This is a genomic window from Paenibacillus sp. J31P316, assembly GCF_056269105.1.
In genome coordinates this window covers 392761-414407 of the sequence record NZ_JBWDNI010000001.1, presented here as the reverse complement: position 1 = coordinate 414407, position 21647 = coordinate 392761, and the positions used below count along the sequence as shown (strand labels likewise).

The following is a 21647-nucleotide window of genomic DNA, read 5'->3' as shown; positions in this document are numbered from 1 at the left end:
TGCAGCCAAGGGGAGAGGGCCATGACCGGGATACGCGTATGCGCGGTGCAATATAAACTAGAGGATATCGAGAGCTTTGATCAGTTTGCGTTTCAGGTCCGGCACTACGTCCGGAATGCGTCCGAATACGGGGTGCAGGTCATCTTATTCCCGGAATTTTTCACGACGCAGCTGCTTTCGATCGGAGATGCGGCAGGTGCGGCATTGACCATTGATCAGCTTCCATCGTTTACGGATGCCTACTTGGAGCTCTTTCAAGCGCTGGCGGCGGAGTATAACGTCCATATTATCGGCGGCACGCATGTCATTGCAGTAGCGGACGGCAAGCTGAACAACGCCGCGCATCTGTTCTATCCGGACGGCCGGGTGGAGAAACAGCCGAAATTGCATATGACGCCGACGGAGCGCGAAGAATGGAACATGTCGCCGGGAGAAGGCCTGGACGTGTTCGATACGCCGTTCGGGACGATCGCGATGCTGACCTGCTATGATATCGAGTTTCCCGAAATCGTCCGCATGGCGCGCGCCAAAGGAGCGGATATCATCTTCTGTCCGTCCTGCACCGACGACCGGCACGGCTTCTATCGGGTTCGTTACTGCTGCCATGCAAGAGCCGTGGAGAACCAGGTGTATATCGTGACGACTGGAACGGTGGGCTCGCTGCGCAAAGTCGATTTCATGCGCGCCAATTACGGTCAAGCTGCGGTTATTTCGCCGAACGACATTCCGTTTCCGCCAGCAGGCATCATGACGGAAGGCGTCATCAACGACGACATGCTTGTCGTCGCGGATCTCGACGTCCGCCTGCTTCACGATGTCCGTGCGGCCGGATCCGTCACGACGTGGCGCGACCGTCGCATCGATTTGTATGGGGATTGGTCTTAACGACAGACCAATGAACCCGAGAGGAGGGCAGCCATGAACAAAAAAATGATGGTGTACCTCGACGGCAAACCGATTGAAATCGTCATTCGAAATTATGCGTACACCGATTTCGCTAATTTGATCGATATCCAGCGGCAATGCTTTCCGCCTCCGTTTCCGTCCGAGTTGTGGTGGAACGAATCGCAGCTGAAGGAGCATGTGACGCGGTTTCCCGAAGGGGCGCTGTGCGCCGAGCTTGACGGCCGGTTGATCGGCTCGATTACCGGACTCAAGGTAGACGAGGAACAGCTCCGCGGCGCTCATAGCTGGGAGACGATCACGGACGGCGGCTATATTCGCAATCACGCTCCGAATGGCGACACGCTGTATATCGTCGACATATGCGTCGTTCCCGGCATGCGCAAAGCCGGAATCGGCAAATGGCTCATGCAGAGCATGTATGAGACGGTCGTGCATTTACGATTGAAGCGGCTGCTCGGCGGAGGAAGAATGCCGGGTTATCACCGCTATGCAGATACGATTTCGCCAGATGAATACTTGTCGGGCGTTGTCTCGGGACGGTACAATGATCCAGTCGTTTCGTTCCTGCTGCGCTGCGGACGCATGCCGGTCGGAACGGCTGCCGATTATTTGGAAGATGAAGAGTCCCGCAATTATGCCGCTCTCATGGAGTGGAAGAACCCATTCTATGAAGGGGACGAAGCATAACCGAGCACACCATTAAAGGAGCGAGAAACTTGGACTACATACGCATTCAATCCATTGATAATCCGTTATTCGCAAAGATGCACGATCTGATGAAAACCGTCTTTCCGCCCGAGGAAGTGTTGGCCTACGAGAAATGGCAGGCTCCGCTTGAAGACGAAAGCATTCATGTGTATGTCGCCGTCCATGAAGGGGAAGTCGTAGGAACGACGGAATACCGTTATTACCCTGCGATGCGAGTCGCGATGACGGACTTTACGATCGTTGGCCGGCCCGGCCTCGGAATCGGCCGTTTCCTCCTGCGCAATCGTTCGCGCGATTTGCAGCGGTTGGCGGAACGAAGCGGAACGGAGTCGATCGGCATGTTCGCCGAAATTTACGATCCCGTCCAATCGACCTACGAGTTCGGCGGTATTTATCCGATGAGTCCGTACGTTCGCCGCGAGGTGCTGTCCCATATCGGCTATATGCGCCTGGATTTTCCGTATGTCCACCCGTCTTGGGAAGAGGATGGTTCGGCTGTCCGCGGACTTAACTTAAGCTTCCTTCCGGCGGATGAAGACCGCACGGAGCTGGACGCATCGCTCGTCACCGCGTTCCTCACCCAATATTACTCGGCGTTGCCGAACAAGCCGGATGAGTGGTATGCCATGATGGAGCAGTTGAAAGGCCAAGATAAGCTGACGCTTCTTCCGCTTTAACAGACACGCCTGCAAAATGACCTATGTGCGGAAAGGGGACGGCATGACATGAATATCACCTTTTGGGGAACAGGCGACGCGATGGGCGTGCCGCGGGTATACTGCTCGTGCGCCGTCTGCGAGGAAGCGAGAGGCGAAGGGGAGAATCGACGGTTTCGCTCGCTCGTACAGCTCGACGATGCCTCGTTCGGCACGATGCTGATCGATTGCGGTCCGGATTGGCGTAGAGGCATGGAGGCATCCGGTCTAAGAGATAACGTGACCCTGCTCATCACGCATGCGCATTTCGATCATATCGCCGGGCTTCCGGAGTATGCGGATATGTGCAGATGGCTCGGCCGCAAGGGCAAGGCATACGCGATGCCGGATGTGATCCGCGAGATTCTGATGCGTTTTCCTTGGCTCGGCTCGCAGATCGAATTTATCCCGATTGACGGACCGCTTGCGTTCGGAGAATGGGAGACGCGGTGCTGGAAGGTCAATCACGGCAAGAACGGCCATGCGTACGCATTTCGGTTTGCTAACCGTTCCATTGGTCGCAGCTTTGCGTATTGCTCCGATTCCATCGCCTTGGAAGGCGAGGAGCTTGAGCCGCTTCACGGGCTGGACGTGTTGATCCTGGGAACGAGCTTCTACGAGGAGCCATACCCTTTCAAGACCCGTTCCGTGTACGATGTCCGGGAAGCGCTGCAGCTGATCGAGCAATTGAAGCCGGGAAGAACGTTGTTCACCCATATGTCGCACGATATCGACGTGACCCGCGACTATGGTCTGCCTGCGGGAACGGCTTACGCGCGCACGGGATTAACGATTTCGGTGTAGGCGCCTGATCCTTGACTTTTCAGGTGGTCAGCGGCTATGATAAAGCTAACTTTATGCAGCAAGGGGAAATTTTGATGCGTGTCGGTGTTCTTAACTTCTAATTGGATACAACCTGGGGCCTGAAGTGCTTCCAGGAACGGAATTGAATCGGCTTGATGCGAGTCGGCTTGCCCAAATGGCGCAGGTTTAACTTGTTATCGGCGAATTCGGTTTCCGTTGCCAATGAGTTAAGAACATGACCCATTTCCGCCTGCTGGACGGTTAATGAGCGTGCTCTTCGAGCACGCTTTTTTCATGCTATTTATGGTTCGCCCGCAATGGGGAAACCGTCATAGCGTGATGACCGTTATCCCAAACAGGAATGGAATGCGTTTATGCGCTTTCCGTTCCTGTTTTTTTTTATTCTAATGCGAAAAGGATGGATACCAACCATGAATCAAAGGACGTTAACGACGCTGGAATATTATAAAATCAAAGCGATGCTCGTGGAATACACCGTATCGGATGCGGGAAAAGCACTCGCCGAACGGCTGGCGCCGAGCACTCGGCTTGGTCAGGTAAAAGCTTGGCTGAACGAAACGGAGGAAGCGGCGGCGCTTTTGACTGCAGGTGCCAGCATTCCGCTCTCCGCCATGGAGGGCATCGGGCCATTCATGGCTCTGCTAGGTAAGGGGAAGATCTACACGGAGCAGGAGCTTGGCCATTTGGCCGCTTGGCTGACGGCTGTAGCGCAAATGAAGCGTTATATGGACGGCAAGCGAATGGCGGCTCCGACCGTCAGCGCGTATGCGGATTCGATGCGGGATTGTCCGGAATTGGTCAAGGAGCTCGCGCGCTGTATTCGGCATGGCATATTGACCGACCAAGCCAGTCCGGAGCTTGCCGACATTCGCCGCCATATCGCAGCTGCGGAGGATCGGATCGAACGGAAAATCAATCAGCTGCTGGGCAAATACAAGAACGCGCTGCAGGAGCAGCTGGTAAGCAAGCGGAACGGCCGTTTCGTCATTCCCGTCAAGCGCGAGCTTCGCAGGCAGGTTCCCGGCACCGTATGGGATGAGTCGGCCAGCGGCCAAACCTTGTTCGTCGAGCCGGCTGACGTATCCGACCTGCAAGGGGAATTGCAGCTGTGGAAAAGCGAAGAAGAGCGCGAGCGCACGCAAATTTTATCGCGGTTGTCGGACTTCGCGGAAACGCACAGCGCCGAGTTCCGATGGAACGTGGAAGCGATGGCGACGTTTGATTTTATATTCGCCCGGGGCAAGCTGGCCCGAACGTACAACGGCATTGCGCCGGCCGTCGTGGATCGGCCGTATGTCCGTTTAACCGGCGCAAGGCATCCGTTGCTCGGGGAGAAGGCTGTACCGCTTACGTTCGAAATCGGCGCGGATTGGCGCCAACTGATCATCACCGGGCCGAATACAGGCGGCAAAACCGTCGCACTCAAGACGATCGGACTCTTCGCGCTTATGTGTCAATCGGGTCTGCTGCTGCCCACCGACAAGGGAACGGAGCTCGGAATCTTCGAGACCGTCCTCGCGGATGTTGGCGACGGGCAAAGCATCGAGCAGTCGCTCAGCACCTTCTCCGCGCATATGGATTGCTTGAGCGGCATGCTGCGCTCGGCGAACGGTCGCTCCTTGCTGCTGCTCGACGAGCTGGCGGCAGGGACGGATCCCGGCGAAGGCATCGCCTTATCGATCGCGGTGCTGGAGGAGCTGCTTGAACGCGGTTCTCTCGTGGCGGCTACCACGCATTTTAACGAGATTAAACGTTTCGCCGCTGCGATGTCCGCCTGCACGAATGCGCGGATGGCCTTCGATCCCGAGACATTGAAGCCGACCTATACGCTGGAAGTCGGAGAAGCCGGCGACAGCTATGCGTTTGCGATTGCCAGGCGTTTCGGACTGCCTGAGCGCGTCGTGAAACGCGCGGAGCAGCGTGTCATTCGGGATGGGCCGCAAACAGGTGCAACTGGAGAGTTTGATACTAATGTAGCTGAAAACGAGAATAAAGCCGTACTGCCGGAGCGAAAGAAGCAGCAACGGACGGTGAAAGCCAACTCATCATCGTCCAGGCAAACGGCCGAGACAACAGCTGAGAACATGGAGAAACCTGTGGAGGATCCCAAGAAACGCCCGTTCGAGATCGGGGACTGCGTGTGGATATATCCGCTCAAACGGACTGGCATCGTGTACCGTGCGGCGGACGAACGAGGAGACATCGTCGTGCAGGTGCAGAAGACCAAGATGACCTTCAACCGGAAGCGGCTGTCGCTCTATATCCCGAGCGCGGAGTTGTATCCAGGGGGCGATTACGATATGGATATCGTCTTCGAGTCGAAAGAGAACAGGAAGAAACGCAAGCTGATGGGGAGGAAATACGCCCCCGGCGTAACGATCGTTACGCCGGAGGAGGAGAAGGACAGCTGAAGCCTGTGCAATACAGGCACAGCGCCATATTAATCCCGGCTTTCAATAACGAGCAATAAACCGTCTTCAATCTGAATCAGGCCTTCGCGTTCCAGCAAGCGATTACTGATGCCGATCGATTGACCGATCTCGATCGTCGCGTCGCGAAGCGGGTATTGAAAGCCTGTCAGCGTAATGCCGGTCACCGTTTCCGAGAGCGGAAGCAGCGAGATGTAGGAAAAGCCTTGATCCGCCATTCGCAGCTCCCGGGTTACGAGACGAATGCGGTTATGCTCGTCCGCCAAGCAAGCATGAACATTCGCGCGCGCGGCGAAGCGGAGCAGATGCACGTTCGCCAATGTATGGTCGAACCGCGTACCGAGTGCGCCGACCATGACAATCTCCCTCGGCTTCTTGTCCACTGCCAGACGCCATGCAAGCTCGGTATCCGTGTAGTCCTTGTCGATGGGGTCGTAGTCATGCGTTTCGCCGCTGGACCGGCGAATCAAGTCCAGTTCTTCGGCGGTTACGGAATCGAAGTCGCCGAGCGCGATATCCGGCCGGATGCCGTGCTGCACGAGAAATAACGCGCCGGCATCCGCGCCAATGATATAGTCGTCCGGTCCGATGAACGGGATGGCCCATTCTCCCAATCGGCCGCCTGTTACGATGATGATGCGTCTATCTTTCATTGCTGACGATGCCGCCTTTCTTTTCTGTACGATGATTGCTTTAGCCAGTATACTTCCGATAGGAGCGGTTGACCATACATCGTAACAATGCGGTTATCGCAAGCGCAGACGATCGCCTCTAAGCAAACTTACGCTTGAACAATGCGGCGGCCACGGCTAAAATGAGTAAGGATTTAAGAATAGCGCGGAACTGGCGGAGGCAACATGAGATGAATGCGGCGATGGATATGGACATTTTTACGGTTTTCAGCATTATCGGCACGATCGCGTTCGCAGTGAGCGGCGCGATCGTCGCGATGGAAGAAGAGTACGATATTTTGGGCGTGTACGTACTGGGGCTGGTCACTGCCTTCGGAGGCGGCGTCATTCGCAATTTGTTGATCGGCGTGCCGATTCCGACGATTTGGACGCAGGGCATGCTGCTGAAGACGGCTGTCATCGCGATGACCGTCGCCTTTGTTCTTCCGCTGAAATGGATTCGCACGTGGAAGAAAAGCGAGGCGTTCTTCGATGCCATCGGCCTGTCGGCATTCGCGATTCAAGGCGCGTTGTACGCAACGGGCAAATATCCGCTCAGCGCGGTCATGGTCGCCGCGATGCTGACGGGTATCGGCGGAGGCATGATCCGCGACGTGCTGGCGGGACGAAAGCCGCTCGTGCTGCGGGACGAGATCTATGCGGTGTGGGCTTTGGGCGCAGGTGCCGTCATCGGACTCGGCTGGTTCAAATCGCCGGTGGAATTGCTTGTCTTGTTCGCGATCGTCACCTTGTTCCGCATGTTGTCCGTTCATTACGGCTGGCGGCTGCCGCGGAGGTCGCTCAAGTACGCGCTTTCGCAGTCCGTCTTCGAGGATGAGAATCGGGCGGCCGCTGCCGCGAAGATGAACGAGCAATTAGAGCTTAAGGAAGGAGAACGGCAATGATTCGAGTATTGTTTGTGTGTCTCGGCAATATATGCCGTTCGCCGATGGCGGAAGCGGTATTCCGCGATCGTTTGAAGGCGTTGGGACTGGAAGAGCGGATCGAGACGGATTCCGCGGGAACGGGAGATTGGCATCTGTGCAAGCCGCCGCACGAAGGAACGCGGGCGCTGCTGGATCACCATGGCATTTCGTACGAAGGCATTCGTGCGCGCCAGGTGCTGCTGGATGATTTTAGCCAATTCGATTATATCGTATGCATGGACAGAAACAACGAACGCGACGTCAGGCAAGTGTTCGGAAGCAAGGCGGACAACAACGCGAAGGTATTCAAGTTCATGGATTTGCTTCCGACGCATGAGAGCGACGACGTACCGGATCCGTATTACACGGGCAATTTCGAAGAGGTGTACGGGCTTGTCGCCGAAGGCTGCGACAGGCTGCTGGACAGAATCAGGGAAGAGCATCCCGACCAAGTCCAAGTCTAGCAGGTCAAGTCCGAGAAAACGAAAAGCAGCGCGCTTCCCGCGGGAAGCTGCGCTGCTTTTTTCGTAATGTGATCAGCTCTCCGACTGCAGGAAGCACCGCAGCGCTTCGGGAATGTACGGCTGCCAGAAGCCCCAAACATGATCGCCGTCATGCTCGCCATAGATCGTCGATGCGCCTTTGCTTTCCAGGATGGCGCGCATTTCCCGGTTCATCTCGACGAAATCGTAGACGCCATGGTCGGATTTGAATGCGGTCTCCTGCAGGCCGACGATCATATAGAGAACCAACGCGCTCAGATCGCTTGTCGCTTCGGCGATTTTTCGCGTTGCGGGATAAAAGGCGCCGGACAGGGCAATAATTTGATGGAATAAATTGGGGAACGCCAAGGCGATATGGAAGCTGACGGAGCCTCCGAGCGAGTCGCCTGCCAGAATCCGAGATTCCGATTCGCGGCGGATCGGATACTTATCTTCAATAAAAGGAATCAATTCCTCGCCGAAGAAAGACACATACGCCTGATGCCGATCGCCGTTAGGCGAATATTCGCTCGTGCGATGCTGGAGATCGACATCGACGCCGACGATGATGAAGGGCTCGATGCCCTCGTCCAGGATAAGCTGATTGGCCGTCGTCGCGATGCGGCCGAAGTTGAAAAACTGCTCGCCATCCTGGCAGTAAACGACCGGATAGCTTAGAAGCTCGTTGTAGCCAGGCGGCAAATAGACGCGGAGATTACGGGAGCCTTCCGGCAAATAACGGCTCGATACGACTTCTTTCACGATCGTTCTCTTTAAATAACGTTCATCCGTCATGAGATGAAATCTCCTTTCGCTTGCATGGATTAGGAATGGATTGGGTAAACAAAAGGGAGGCTAGTTCGGCGTGGCCGCGGGTTTTCCGTGCTGTTGTATTATGCTGTACTAGTAATGAGTAATATCTGTTACATATACAATTTAGCAGGATTATAGAGAAAATATTGCCGAGTTCAGCGGTTTTTGGTGCTTTATGCTTTGACCATTACGGTTAAACAGGTTTATAATCATTCTATAACAGAGCTACTCGTTTTTTCAAATATTCAACTGAGGTGAACAATAATGAGCAAGCTGCCTTACGAAGTTCATGCGGAACCGGTAACCCCGCTTTCCGTTTTGTCTCCTGAAGGAGAAGTCGTAAATGAGGCTTACATGCCGAATTTGACCGACGAACAATTAAAAGAAATTATGTACCGCATGGTCTTTACACGCACATGGGATGAGCGCGCAGTGAATCTGGGCCGCCAAGGCCGCCTTGGTTTCTACGCGCCGGTGTCCGGCCAGGAAGCTTCGATGGTCGGCAGCGAATACGCCTTGAACAAAGACGATTTCGTATGCCCCGGCTACCGCGACATGCCCCAAATCGTATGGCACGGCCTGCCTTTGTACCAAGCATTCCTTTATTCCCGCGGTCATCAGCACGGCGGACAAATTCCGGAAGGCGTTCATGTTCTTATGCCGCAAATCATCATCGGCGCTCAAATCCTGCACGCGACCGGCGTAGCGATGGCCTTTAAGAAAAAAGGCGAGAAACGCGTTGCGATCACGTACACGGGCGACGGCGGTTCCTCTGAGGGCGATTTCTACGAAGGCTTGAACTTCGCGGGCGCATTCAAGCTCCCTGTTATCTATGTTGTGCAAAATAACGGCTATGCCATCACGACGCCGTTCGCGAAGCAAACGGCCGCGCAATCCATCGCCCATAAAGCGCTGGCTGCAGGCGTGCGCGGCGTGCAAGTCGACGGCATGGACGTACTGGCTGTCATCAAAGCCGTATCCGAAGCAGCAGAACGCGGCCGCAACGGCGAAGGCGCGACGCTGATCGAGATGCTCACTTACCGTTTCCGTCCGCACTCCATGGCGGATGATACGTCGAAATACCGCACGAAGGACGAAGAAGGCGAATGGAGCCTGAAGGATCCGATTACGCGCTTCGCCAAATTCCTCGAGAAGAAAGGCCTGTGGACGGAAGATGACACGGCCCGCGTGAAAGAGGAAGCGAAAGCAACGGTTAACGAACACATCAAAAAAGCGGAAGCGACGGATAAAATGACGGTCGGCGGTTTGATCGACTCCATGTTCGAGACGACGCCAGCTTATTTGGAAGCGCAAAAAGCCGATTTTCAATAATGGGATGCATATAGATGCAAGCTAAGGAGGAACTCGCGACAATGGCTCAAATGAATATGAAAGAAGCGATCCGCGATGCAATGCGCGTGGAGCTTAAGAACGATCCGAACGTAATCGTCTTCGGTGAAGACGTCGGTAAAGTCGGCGGTGTATTCCGCGCGACGGAAGGACTGCAGGGCGAATTCGGCGAAGAGCGCGTATTCGATACGCCGCTGGCGGAATCCGCGATCGCGGGCATGGCTGTCGGCATGGGCCTTCAAGGCTTCCGTCCGGTAGCAGAAATCCAATTCGTCGGTTTTATCTATGAAGCACTCGACCAAATGTTCGTGCAAGCCGCGCGCATGCGTTACCGTTCCGGCGGCCGTTACAACTCGCCGATCGTATTCCGCACGCCTTTCGGCGGCGGCGTTAAAGCAGCCGAGCTGCACACGGACTCGCTCGAAGGCTTGGCTATCCAAACGCCGGGTATCAAGGTCATCGTGCCTTCGAACCCGTACGATGCCAAAGGTCTTCTCGTGGCAGCCATCCGCGACAACGATCCGGTGTTCTTCATGGAACACTTGAACCTCTACCATGCTTTCCGCCAAGACGTGCCCGAAGAGGCCTATACCGTTGAAATCGGAAAAGCGAACATCGTTCGCGAAGGCGCCGACGTCACGATCATCGCTTACGGCTTGATGGTGCACACGGCAATGAAAGCCGCCGACGAGCTCGAGAAGAACGGCGTCAAAGCCGAAGTCATCGACTTGCGCACGCTGCTTCCGCTCGACATCGAGACGATCGTCGCTTCCATCCAGAAAACAAACCGCGCCATCGTGGTTCAAGAAGCGCAGAAAACTTCCGGTGCCGCAGCTGAAATCATCGCGCAAATCAACGAGCATGCCATCCTTCACCTGGAAGCGCCGGTACTTCGCGTTACAGGTCCGGACACGGTGTATCCATACGCTCAAATCGAAGACAGCTGGCTTCCGAACGTGGAACGTATCGTGAAGGCCGCTAACCAAGTCATTAACTTTTAATTGCATCGCTGGACGACAATTGGGCAGGTTGTGAGACCTGGAAGGAGGTCACGGGACGTGGCAAAGTTTGAGTATCGTTTCCCGGAGTTGGGCGAAGGCTTGCATGAAGGCGAAATCGTTAAAATGCATATCAAGCCCGGCGATACGGTAACGGATGAAGATATCATCATGGAAGTGCAGAACGACAAGGCGATCGTCGAGGTTCCTTGTCCTGTGAACGGCAAAGTGCTCGAAGTGCTTGTGAAGGACGGACAGGTTTGCCACGTGGGCGACGTTGTCGCAGTCATCGATGCCGAAGGCGAAGTGCCTGAGCAGGCAGCACCGGCAGGCGGCGGTCACAGCGCGCCGGCACCGGCTGCGGAAGCTACGAAAGTCGTCGAAGCTCCTAAGGCCGAGGCCCCTAAGGCAGAAGCACCAGCGGCGGCAGCCCCAGCACCGGCTTCGAAGCCGGCAGGCGGACTTGTACTAGCTACGCCAAGCGTTCGAAAGTTCGCTCGCGAACAAAGCGTTGATATTGCAACCGTATCGGGCTCCGGCAAGAACGGACGCATTACGCGCGAAGACATTTCGGCATTCGCATCGGGCGGCGGCGCGGCTCCAGCCGGCACGCCTGCTGGCCAAGCACCGGAAACGGCTCCTAGCGAAGCCAAAGCTGCTCCTTCGGCAGCGACAGCGCCTGTCGGCGACCGTGCCGAAGAGCGCGTGCCGTTCAAAGGCATTCGCAAAGCGATCGCGAACGCGATGGTTAAATCCGTCTACACGGCGCCTCATGTTACGATCATGGACGAAGTGGACGTAACGGCGCTCGTCGAGCTTCGCGCTAAAGCGAAGCCGCTGGCCGAGAAGAAAGGCGTCAAGCTGACTTACCTGCCGTTTATCGTAAAAGCACTCGTAGCGGCTTGCCGTCAGTTCCCGATCATGAACGCGATGCTGGACGAAGAGAAGCAAGAAATCGTCTACAAGAAATACTACAACATCGGTATCGCTACGGATACGGACAACGGATTGGTCGTTCCCGTTATCCCGGATGCGGACCGCAAGAACGTATGGATGGTCGCTGACGCCATTCGTGACCTCGCAGTCAAAGCGCGCGACGGCAAGCTGAGCGCGCAAGAGATGAGAGGCAGCACGATCAGCATCACGAACATCGGATCCGCGGGCGGCATGTTCTTCACGCCGGTCATCAACTTCCCTGAAGTCGCGATCCTCGGCACAGGCCGCATTTCCGAGAAACCGGTCGTCAAGAACGGCGAAATCGTTGCAGGCCATGTCATGGCTCTGTCCCTAAGCTTTGACCACCGTCTGATTGACGGCGCGACAGCTCAAAACTTCATGAACTACATCAAACAGCTGCTTGCTGATCCGCAATTACTTGTAATGGAGGTCTAAAACCATGGTCGTAGGCGACGCTTCACTCGATATCGATTTGCTAGTCATCGGTGCGGGACCAGGGGGTTACGTTGCAGCTATTCGTGCAGCGCAGCTTGGTCAAAACGTACTTGTCGTGGATAAACAATATGTAGGCGGCGTGTGCTTGAACGTGGGTTGTATCCCGTCCAAAGCACTCATCTCCGCTTCCCATCAATATGAATCCATCAGCCACGCTTCGGAATTCGGCATCACCGCTTCCGATGTGAAGGTGGAATGGAGCAAGGTTCAGGAGTTCAAGAACGGCGTCGTCAAGAAATTGACGGGCGGCGTAGCTTCGCTTCTGAAAGCGAACAAGATCCAATACTTTGCCGGCGAAGTGATGTTCATCAACGAGAACGAAGCGCGTGTCTTCAATGACCAAGAAGCGCCTCGTTACCGCTTCAAGAACTGCATCATCGCTACAGGTTCGCGTCCGATCGAGCTGAAGGCATTCCCTTACGGCGGACGCATCGTGTCTTCCACGGGCGCGTTGTCGCTGCCTGAAATTCCGAAGAGCCTCGTCGTTATCGGCGGCGGCTACATCGGCATCGAGCTTGGTCAAATGTACTCGAAATTCGGTACGCAAGTGACGATTATCGAAGGCTCCGACAGCATTCTGCCGGGCTTCGATTCCGACATGTCCTCGCTCGTGGCGAAGAAGCTGAAAGCGGCGAAAGCCGAAATCGTAACCGGTGCCCAGGCGAAGAGCGCTGAGCAAACGGACAAAGACGTAACGGTTACGTATACCGTTGGCGGCGAAGACAAGCAAGTTACGGCAGACTACCTGCTCGTCACGGTAGGACGTCGTCCGAATACGGACGGCGAGCTTGGTCTTGATCTGATCAACATGAAGGTATCGGACCGCGGTCTGATCGAAGTCGACGAGCAATGCCGTACGAGCATTCCGCATATCTTCGCGATCGGCGACATCATCGCAGGACCTGCGCTTGCGCACAAAGCGATGTACGAAGGCCGCGTCGCGGCTGAAGTTATTGCCGGACAACCTAGCACGATCGATTACAAATGCATCCCGCTCGTCGTTTTCTCCGATCCTGAATGCTCCAGCGTGGGCTACAGCGAGAAGGAAGCGAAAGAAATAGGCCACAACGTCAAAGTGGGCAAATTCCCGTTCAACATCAATGGACGCGCATTGTCGCTCGGCGTAAAAGAAGGTTTCGTTAAAATCATCGCGGACGCAGACAACGGTCTGGTACTGGGCGCGCAAATCGCCGGTATCGAAGCGTCCAACATGATCGCGGAGCTGGGTCTTGCAATCGAGATGGGCGCGACGCTCGAAGATATCGCCCTTACGATCCATGCTCATCCGACGCTCGGCGAGATCGTGCTGGATGCGGTCGAGATGGCTCTTGGCCATCCGATCCACGCCATCGCGAAATAATCACCGATCGTTGCACAAACGAATAAGGTAATACGAATATGAGCGAGAGGTCACGCCGCAGCAGTTCTGCAGGCGGGCCTCTTTTTACATAGCTCGAGGTTCTCTTATTGGCTTACATAACGAAGGATGGTGAACGGCAATGTCCGAGAACAGCAAATCAACGAACGAATCCCGTTCTTCCATGATGCAGCTTATTTTCCCGTCGGATACGAATTATCACGGCACGATGTTCGGCGGCAAGGTCATGGAGTACATGGACAAGATCGCGGCGATTACCAGCATGCGGCACGCAAGGGGACCCGTGGTGACGGCATCGACCGACAGCCTGGATTTCGTGGCTCCGATTCGGGTCGGCGATGTGATCGACGTGGAAGCATTCGTGACATGGACGCACCGAAGCTCCATGGAAATCTATGTGAAAGTAGAGACGGAGAACGTCTATACGGGGGAGCGGAGAACGGCGGTAACCGCCTTTTTCTCGTTCGTCGCCCTGGATGAGAATAACAGGCCAAGGCCTGTCGCATCCATCATTCCCCAAACGCCGGAGGAAGAGGCGCTTCACAGCTCGGCACCTGCCCGTTATGAACTTCGCATGCAGCGAAAGCAGGACAGAATCGACAAGAAGTGATAAACTAAGAGTTACTATGTGGCTGGCAGGAGTGAAATTTGTTGAGTACGAACGAAGAGCAATATTTGAATCTGCTTCGGCATGTTTTGGCCAATGGCTCGAAGAAGGAAGACAGGACCGGCACGGGGACCTTGTCTGTTTTCGGCTATCAAATGCGCTTTGATCTGCAGGCGGGATTTCCGCTCCTGACGACCAAGCGGGTGCCGATGAAACTGATCGCGAGCGAGCTGCTATGGTTCATGAAGGGCGACACGAACATTCGCTACCTGCTGCAGCACAAGAACAACATTTGGAACGAATGGGCGTTCAAGAAATGGGTGGAAAGCGACGCCTATGACGGTCCCGACATGACGAATTTCGGGCTGCGCTCGCAGCAGGACGAGGCATTCAACGCACTGTATCAGGAGCAGGAGAAGCTCTTCGTCGATCGGATTCTGAACGATGATCGGTTCGCGGCCGAATACGGCGATCTCGGCAACGTGTACGGGAAGCAATGGCGCAGGTGGGAAACGTCGCAAGGGGAGACGATCGACCAGCTGAAGAACGTCATCGCGGAGATCAAGAAGAATCCGGATTCCAGGCGTTTGATCGTGACGGCATGGTCGCCGGAAGACGCGACGCCGCAGCGCTCCGCGCTGCCGCCGTGCCATACGTTGTTCCAATTCTACGTAGCTGACAATAAGCTGTCCTGCCAGCTCTATCAACGCAGCGGGGATATCTTCCTTGGCATCCCGTTCAATATCGCCAGCTATGCGCTGCTTACGCATATGATCGCGCAGGAATGCGGACTGGAAGTCGGAGAGTTCGTGCATACGATCGGGGATGCGCACATTTATTTGAACCATTTGGAACAAATCGATCTGCAGCTCAGCCGCGAGCCTAGGGATTTGCCGACGCTCAAGCTGAATCCTGACGTTGCGTCCGCGTTCGATTATGAGGTCGGGGATGTCAGCGTGGAAGGTTATGCGCCGCATCCTTCTATTAAAGCGCCTGTTGCGGTATAAGCTTGGAATCGTGCAGCTGATGAAAGGGAGCGTGTCTGGCCAATGAAAATTACGATGATTGCCGCGATGGCTCAGGACCGTGTCATCGGCATCGATAACGGAATGCCCTGGCATCTGCCGGCCGAGATGGCGCATTTTCGGCGCTCCACGACGGGCAAGACGGTCATCATGGGCAGGAAAACTTTTCAATCGTTCGGCGGTCCGCTGAAGAACAGACGGAACGTCGTGTTGACGCGCAGCGGTGACTATAGACCGGAGGGCGCCGAGACGGTGCATTCCGTCGAAGAAGCGATTGCTGTCTTGGGCGGGGAAGACGAGCTGATGATTATTGGCGGCGCGGAGATCTACGCGCAATTCCTCCCGCTCGCGGACAAGCTGCTGCTTACGGAAGTGGATGCGAAGATCGAGGGTGACGCAAGATTCCCGATGTTCGACGATGCGCAGTGGCATGCCGAGAGTCGCGAGGATCATGCGAAAGACGAGAAAAATGCATATGACTTTACAATCGTTACTTATGTCAGGATAAAGCCGCAGCGCTGATTCGCATTATGGCCAAAAGACGAATATCATGTCACAAAGTGCAAATGATTGTACGGAAAATCCATTTAATGAATGGGACCTTATTGCTACTATATTGTAAATAGTTATGGGAAAGTTTGATATTGAATAATCATGGTATTCTCGATATAGTTTTAGAGAGATTACGTGCATTCGGCAACGGGATAATGGATGGAGGAAGCAATCATGTCTACACCTACAGGATTTATGGACTACAAACGCGAATTGCCAGCTGATCGTGATCCGCTTGAACGGATTAAGGATTGGAATGAATTTCATAAGCATTTCAACGAAGATCAACTAAGAACGCAAGGCGCACGCTGCATGGATTGCGGCACGCCGTACTGCCATACAGGTATTGAAATGACGGGCGGAACTTCGGGCTGCCCGGTCAACAACCTGATCCCGGAATGGAATAATCTTATCTATCGCGGACTGTGGCGCGAAGCGCTTGATCGTTTGCACAAAACGAACAATTTCCCGGAATTTACCGGACGCGTATGCCCGGCGCCATGCGAAGGCTCCTGTACCGTCGGTTTGATCGGCGACGCCGTTACCATCAAAACGATCGAATCCGCCATTATCGACAAAGGCTTCGAGGAAGGCTGGGTCGTACCGCAGCCGCCTCTCATGCGTACGGGCAAGAAAGTAGCCGTTGTCGGTTCCGGCCCTGCCGGTCTTGCTACCGCGGCGCAGCTTAACAAAGCCGGTCATACGGTAACCGTATACGAGCGCGCTGACCGTATCGGCGGACTGCTGACGTACGGTATTCCAACGATGAAGCTGGAGAAGCATGTCGTCCAGCGCCGCGTTGACCTGCTGGAAGCGGAAGGCATTACGTTCGTGACGAACGCGGAAGTCGGCTCGAACGTTCCTGCAGAACAGCTGATGAACGAGTTTGATGCAGTCGTTCTTTGCGGCGGTGCCACGAAGGCTCGTGACGTTGAAATCGAAGGCCGCGATCTGAATGGCGTTCATATGGCGATGGACTATTTGAACGGCACGATCAAGAGCTATCTCGATTCCAATCTGGAAGACGGCAACTACATCAATGCGGAAGGCAAAGACGTCATCGTGATCGGCGGCGGCGACACGGGTACGGACTGCGTAGCAACGGCGCTTCGTCATGGCTGCAAAACCGTCACGCAATTCGGCACGCATGCCAAAGCTCCATTGACGCGCGACAACGACAAGAACCCATGGCCGCAATTCCCGAACGTGTACACATTGGATTATGCGCAAGAAGAGGCGCGCGCGCTGTACGGCGAAGACCCTCGCGCATTCTCCGTGTTGACGAAGAAATTCGTTGGCGACGGCAATGGCAACTTGAAAGAGCTGCATACGGTTCAAATCGAACGTACGGTAGATGAGACTGGACGTAAGGTATACAAAGAAATTCCGGGTACGGAGAAAATATGGCCAGCTGATCTCGTGATGATCGCGGTCGGCTTCGAAGGACCTGAGAATACGTTGATCCAGAAGCTGGGCCTGGAACAAGACCGCCGTTCCAACGTGAAAGCGGCTTATGGCAAATATAAAACAAGCGTGGAGAAAGTTTTCGCAGCCGGAGATATGCGCCGCGGACAAAGCTTGGTCGTCTGGGCGATCAACGAAGGCCGTGAAGCAGCGCGTGAAGTGGACCGTTATCTGATGGGCACTTCGATGCTTCCGTAAACCGATTATTCAACCACATCAATAATGCAAAGCGCCTTCGGGCGCTTTTTGTTTCGTTATCAGTCCGAAGTGAGGAGAGGGCATTCATGATACAATATGGTTCCGAGACGATAACGCAATTGAAGTTCGTATCCTTCAAGCCTCGAATGGAGCGGCGCGATAACCAGTGGATCGACATTGAACTTTCAATCGAAGTCAACGAAGCGACACCGGTTCCGGTGGAACTTACCGATCTGACGGTACTCGTGATTTGCACGCATGGCGGTGCCATCGCTCAAATTGTTCCGCTGGATGAAGGAACGGACTGCGAGTTTCAATTTACGAGCGACGAGAAGGAGCAAATTCGCACCTTTATCGAGAGCGAAGGCATGCAAGCCTCCATCGCAAATCTAGCAGCCCAATAATAGACTACCTGTGGTAAAATGTTCCTGATAGCTTTGTTGTTCAGGAGGCGATGTCTTGTACAGCCATGCAGCAGGCGTCCTAACGAGGGCCGAAATTCATAAAATCCGGCATTATGTCCAGCATAAACATGCCGACCTGCCGAAGGAACGGCGAGCCGAGATCGTGGCGGACGCGATGCAGCGCATCGTGCTGCGCCAATTGCCGGAGTTCCCCATGGAACAGAAGCAGCAGGTGATGCGCGCGCTGCTCCGAGACGTGGTTACCGCCAAGGGAATGCCCGTGAGCAAATCGCATATCTTCGAAGCCTGCATGAAGCTGGACACTGGGCTGCCTGAAGTGCTCTTTCCGTTGCATGACTGGGCTGAGAAAGTACTGGCGGCTGAGATCGATCTCCGGTTATTTCGTGAGGCCATTGAAGAAGGGGAACGCATTGCCGCTTCTCCGGAGCTAGGCGTATCCGCTTGGGATGCGGTCATCGGCGCCGTCGGACTGCAAGATGGAGGCGCAGCAGAAGAACGAAGCTGGAGCAAGTCATCCATCAGTGCGACCGCACTGCCAGCCAAACAGCGGCGCTTGAACGCAGCCGTTTATTTGGGGATGTCGGTCGTGCTTTCGGCGGCGATGCTCGTTTACGGTTGGCAACTCCTGTATCCTGAACCGGCTGCGATTGCACCGGCTCCGGCTATCGTCCATCAGCCCCCTTCCGTACCATCGGTGATTCAGCGGAAGAATGCGCTGCCGGAGCAATTGCGTTTTGTCGAAGTCGACCGCAGCCGCCTCGTTCATTATCTGCGCGCCAAATCCTCGCTGCTGGCCGAAGAACCCTACCTCAGTGCCATCATGAAGGCTGCGAAGGAGCATGACATCCATCCGCTGCTGATGTTTGCCATTACGGGCCAAGAACAGGGCTTCGTTCCGAAAACGGCGAAGAATGCCCGGAAGATCGCCAACAATCCGTTCAATGTTTTCTATAGCTGGAAAGCGTTCAATACGACGATTGACGAGTCGGCGAGAATTGCCGGCAATACGATCAACCGCCTAAGCTTTGAACGGCCGGCCGGCGTCGATGCGGTCAAATGGATTAACCGCGAGTACGCGGAGGACGTGAACTGGTCTACCGGCGTGAACAGCATCTTGAAAGCGATGGCCGCGCAAATTATGACGGACAACAAACAGTAAAGAAACAGTATATAAACAGAAACGAACGGTAAAGAAGAGGGATGGTCCTGAAAACATTAATCATTGCGGAAAAACCCGACATGGGGCGGACGATCGCTGCCGTCGTGGAGCCACGGGCACAGAACAAAAGGACCTACCTCGAGGGCGATAATTATATCATTACATGGGCGATCGGACATTTGGTCAGCTTGGCCGAACCGGATCAATACGATCCGAAGTACAAACGCTGGAACGCAGCCGATCTGCCGATCATTCCGGATCGCTTCAAGCTATGGCCCAATGCGAGAACGAAGGACCAATTGACGATGATCGGCGAGCTTTCGAAACGATGCGGCCGGCTTGTGAACGCATGCGATGCCGGGCGCGAAGGCCAGCTTATTTTTCATCTGATAAGACAATATTTGAAGCTGGCGCAGCCGACGGACCGGCTATGGATCTCGGACCTTACGCCGGAGACGATTCGCCGCGGCTTCGAGGGGCTGCGAAGCGATACGGATTACGATGCTTTAACGCGCGCAGCGCGCGCTAGAAGCGAAGCGGACTGGCTGGTCGGTATGAATGCCTCGCGGGCGTTTACGATCCGTCACAAAGCGTTGTTGTCCGTCGGACGCGTGCAAACGCCCGTGCTTGCGCTGCTGTATGATCGCCATAAAGAAATTACGGCCTTCGACAGCGAGACGTTTTTTATCGTGCAGGCAGCTTTCAGCCAGCAAGATTTCGGATACAAAGGGATTTGGCAGGGCGAACGGATCACCAAGCGCGAAGAAGCGGAGAAGCTGGCGGCCAAAGTAAACGACAAGCCGGGCAAGATCTTAAGCTACGATGTGAACGAATCCAAGGAATACCCATACCGGCTATACGATTTGACTTTGCTGCAGCGCGAGGCGAACGGCAGATACGGTTATCCGGCGAAGAAGACGCTGGATATCGCGCAGGCGCTTTACGAGAAACATAAAGTCATTACCTACCCGCGTACGAGCTCCAACTATGTGACAGAGGAGAACATTCCCGTTATGGGCAACGTGCTCCAAATGCTGAAAGGCACCGCATATGCGGATCTCGCCAATGGAGCGGATCGCAGCCGCGTACATAAAGGGAACCGGGCGGTATGCAATCCGGCCAAGGTCGAGGATCACCATGCCATCCTGCCGACGCCGAAGAAGCCGGGCACGCTGAGTACGGAAGAACAGAACATCTACGACATGATCGTTCGGCGCTTCCTCTCGCATTATTATCCGCCAGCGGTTTACAACAACCACGAAGTCATCACCGAGGTGGAGGGCGAGCAATTCCGGACGCGTGCCAAAGAGCAGCTGGAAATCGGCTGGCGCATCGTGCTTGACAATGCCGACACCAGCGCGTCGAAAGGGAAAGGCAAGGGCAAGAAGACGTCTACGGATGCTTCGGCTTCAGATGACGGAGAGGACGACTTGGTCGAGACCGATCGGCCCTTCTTCGTGAATGCCGAGCTGCCCGTGCATTGTGATTCGGCTGCCGCGATCGAGAAGGAAACCAAGCCGCCGAAGCCTTATACGGAAGGTACGCTCCTGAAGGCGATGGAGAGCGCCGGCAAAGCGATCGAAGACGAGGAGCTGCGCGATGCGATGAAGCAGACGGGACTGGGCACGCCGGCGACGCGCGCGGCGACCATCGAACGTCTGAAGCAGGTCGGATACATCACGTCAGCCGGGAAACGGCTGGACATTACGATTAAAGGCTGTACGGCGATCGAGTTGATTCGGGGCGCCGGCGTCGAGCTTCTAGCTTCGCCGGAGATGACCGGTCGCTGGGAGCAGCGGCTCCATCAAATCTCGAAAGGCGAAGCCTCGGATGAACAGTTTATCGCCAAGGTGAAGCAGTTCGCCGAGATGATCGTCGAGAAGGTGAAGCAGCAGCAACCGGCGGCTGCCAATATGTTCGACGAGCCGGAACGCTCCGGCAAAGGTGCGGCGAAAGGCAAAGGACGCGGAACCAAGTCGGTTGGGAGCCAGGAAGGCGCCGCAGCCGGACGAGGAGGGACGCGCAGCCGGACAGCGGCCAAATCTAGCACGGCAACTGCCGCGCGAGGTAGCCGATCTGCCGGCGCTCCATCAGCAGCCGCAAGTGCTAGCGGATCGGGAGGGTCAGGTCGTAGCACAGCCGCTGCTCGAACCGCTGCATCGCCTGCTGCCAAGGCCTCGACGATGATGGCTGAACGGCCGAATGCCAAGCCGGCTTCGGATGAAGCGCCTACCGCGCGCGGCGCGATCGCAGCTTGTCCGCGGCCAGGCTGCGGCGGCCAAGTGGTGGAAGGCAAGCGAGGTTATGGCTGTCTCCGCTTCAGAGAAGGCTGCAGCTTCGTCATCTGGAAGGAACAGCAAGGGAAGACGATTACGTCTACCATGGCGAAAGGTTTGGCACAGAACGGCGAGACGCGCAAATCGACGCTGAAGCTGGCGAACGGGACGACAGTATCGGGCAAGTGGCGGTTGACCGACGCAACCACCGGGGCGGTTGCCTTTCATCCGGAAACGTAATAAACACCAAAACAGGCTTGACTCTGAGAGGCGCCATGGCGCTCCTTCAGCAGTCAAGCCTGTTTAAG

The 21647-nt window shown here is 55.4% G+C and carries 20 protein-coding genes; 18 read left to right on the top strand and 2 right to left on the bottom strand.

All coding sequences use genetic code 11. The features are described 5' to 3' along the window. Nucleotides 1–21 precede the first annotated feature (21 nt). The 5 genes from AC0YNU_RS01770 to AC0YNU_RS01750 all read left to right on the top strand — a co-directional run bounded on the left by AC0YNU_RS01770 (nucleotide 22) and on the right by AC0YNU_RS01750 (nucleotide 5545). A complete protein-coding gene (locus AC0YNU_RS01770; protein WP_475752597.1) occupies nucleotides 22–885 on the top strand; it encodes a carbon-nitrogen hydrolase family protein in 864 nt (287 codons plus the stop codon). Nucleotides 886–918: 33 nt separating this feature from the next. Continuing rightward, on the top strand, nucleotides 919–1593 hold the full coding sequence (locus AC0YNU_RS01765; protein ID WP_475752596.1) for a GNAT family N-acetyltransferase: 675 nt from the start codon (nucleotides 919–921) through the stop codon (nucleotides 1591–1593). 29 nt (nucleotides 1594–1622) lie between these two features. Next, a complete protein-coding gene (locus AC0YNU_RS01760) occupies nucleotides 1623–2291 on the top strand; it encodes a GNAT family N-acetyltransferase (RefSeq protein ID WP_475752595.1) in 669 nt (222 codons plus the stop codon). 48 nt (nucleotides 2292–2339) lie between these two features. After that, nucleotides 2340–3113: an MBL fold metallo-hydrolase gene (locus AC0YNU_RS01755; protein WP_475752594.1), complete on the top strand. Its 774-nt coding sequence runs from the start codon at nucleotides 2340–2342 to the stop codon at nucleotides 3111–3113. A gap of 431 nt (nucleotides 3114–3544) precedes the next feature. Then, nucleotides 3545–5545, top strand: a complete 2001-nt coding sequence (locus AC0YNU_RS01750) for an endonuclease MutS2 (protein WP_475752593.1) — start codon at nucleotides 3545–3547, stop codon at nucleotides 5543–5545. Nucleotides 5546–5574: 29 nt separating this feature from the next. On the opposite strand, the gene AC0YNU_RS01745 is transcribed toward AC0YNU_RS01750, so the two are convergent. Further along, complete coding sequence (locus AC0YNU_RS01745) at nucleotides 5575–6216, bottom strand: thiamine diphosphokinase (protein WP_475752592.1); 642 nt, start codon at nucleotides 6214–6216, stop codon at nucleotides 5575–5577. Nucleotides 6217–6443: 227 nt separating this feature from the next. On the opposite strand from AC0YNU_RS01745, the gene AC0YNU_RS01740 reads away from it, so the two are divergent. After that, nucleotides 6444–7139: a trimeric intracellular cation channel family protein gene (locus AC0YNU_RS01740; protein WP_475753920.1), complete on the top strand. Its 696-nt coding sequence runs from the start codon at nucleotides 6444–6446 to the stop codon at nucleotides 7137–7139. Further along, nucleotides 7136–7624, top strand: a complete 489-nt coding sequence (locus tag AC0YNU_RS01735) for a low molecular weight protein-tyrosine-phosphatase (protein ID WP_475752591.1) — start codon at nucleotides 7136–7138, stop codon at nucleotides 7622–7624. Before AC0YNU_RS01740 ends, AC0YNU_RS01735 begins: the two co-directional genes overlap by 4 nt. A 72-nt stretch (nucleotides 7625–7696) precedes the next feature. Here AC0YNU_RS01735 and AC0YNU_RS01730 read toward each other — a convergent pair whose 3' ends face one another. Further along, nucleotides 7697–8437: an alpha/beta hydrolase gene (locus tag AC0YNU_RS01730; protein ID WP_475752590.1), complete on the bottom strand. Its 741-nt coding sequence runs from the start codon at nucleotides 8435–8437 to the stop codon at nucleotides 7697–7699. 282 nt (nucleotides 8438–8719) lie between these two features. Between AC0YNU_RS01730 and pdhA the strand changes: the two genes are divergently transcribed. The 11 genes from pdhA to AC0YNU_RS01675 all read left to right on the top strand — a co-directional run bounded on the left by pdhA (nucleotide 8720) and on the right by AC0YNU_RS01675 (nucleotide 21579). Beyond that, nucleotides 8720–9787 carry a pyruvate dehydrogenase (acetyl-transferring) E1 component subunit alpha gene (gene pdhA / locus AC0YNU_RS01725; RefSeq protein WP_475752589.1) on the top strand — a complete coding sequence of 356 codons (1068 nt, stop codon included), beginning with the start codon at nucleotides 8720–8722 and terminating at the stop codon, nucleotides 9785–9787. A gap of 41 nt (nucleotides 9788–9828) precedes the next feature. Next, nucleotides 9829–10806 (top strand): alpha-ketoacid dehydrogenase subunit beta, encoded by a 978-nt coding sequence (locus AC0YNU_RS01720; protein WP_475752588.1) that lies wholly within the window; start codon nucleotides 9829–9831, stop codon nucleotides 10804–10806. Nucleotides 10807–10863: 57 nt separating this feature from the next. Then, entirely contained in the window at nucleotides 10864–12195 is a 1332-nt protein-coding gene (locus AC0YNU_RS01715) for a dihydrolipoamide acetyltransferase family protein (RefSeq protein WP_475752587.1), read from the top strand. A gap of 4 nt (nucleotides 12196–12199) precedes the next feature. After that, nucleotides 12200–13615: a dihydrolipoyl dehydrogenase gene (lpdA, locus tag AC0YNU_RS01710; RefSeq protein WP_475752586.1), complete on the top strand. Its 1416-nt coding sequence runs from the start codon at nucleotides 12200–12202 to the stop codon at nucleotides 13613–13615. Between the two features lie 139 nt (nucleotides 13616–13754). Continuing rightward, nucleotides 13755–14243 carry an acyl-CoA thioesterase gene (locus AC0YNU_RS01705; protein WP_475752585.1) on the top strand — a complete coding sequence of 163 codons (489 nt, stop codon included), beginning with the start codon at nucleotides 13755–13757 and terminating at the stop codon, nucleotides 14241–14243. A gap of 41 nt (nucleotides 14244–14284) precedes the next feature. Next, nucleotides 14285–15247, top strand: coding sequence for a thymidylate synthase (locus tag AC0YNU_RS01700; protein ID WP_475752584.1), 963 nt, complete (start codon nucleotides 14285–14287; stop codon nucleotides 15245–15247). A 42-nt stretch (nucleotides 15248–15289) separates the two neighbouring features. Continuing rightward, entirely contained in the window at nucleotides 15290–15787 is a 498-nt protein-coding gene (locus tag AC0YNU_RS01695; protein WP_475752583.1) for a dihydrofolate reductase, read from the top strand. A gap of 204 nt (nucleotides 15788–15991) precedes the next feature. Beyond that, complete coding sequence (locus tag AC0YNU_RS01690; RefSeq protein ID WP_475752582.1) at nucleotides 15992–17479, top strand: glutamate synthase subunit beta; 1488 nt, start codon at nucleotides 15992–15994, stop codon at nucleotides 17477–17479. Nucleotides 17480–17565: 86 nt separating this feature from the next. Further along, a complete protein-coding gene (locus AC0YNU_RS01685; protein ID WP_475752581.1) occupies nucleotides 17566–17883 on the top strand; it encodes a hypothetical protein in 318 nt (105 codons plus the stop codon). A 55-nt stretch (nucleotides 17884–17938) separates the two neighbouring features. Then, entirely contained in the window at nucleotides 17939–19063 is a 1125-nt protein-coding gene (locus AC0YNU_RS01680) for a hypothetical protein (RefSeq protein WP_475752580.1), read from the top strand. A gap of 47 nt (nucleotides 19064–19110) precedes the next feature. Then, a complete protein-coding gene (locus AC0YNU_RS01675; protein WP_475753918.1) occupies nucleotides 19111–21579 on the top strand; it encodes a type IA DNA topoisomerase in 2469 nt (822 codons plus the stop codon). Nucleotides 21580–21647 lie beyond the last annotated feature (68 nt).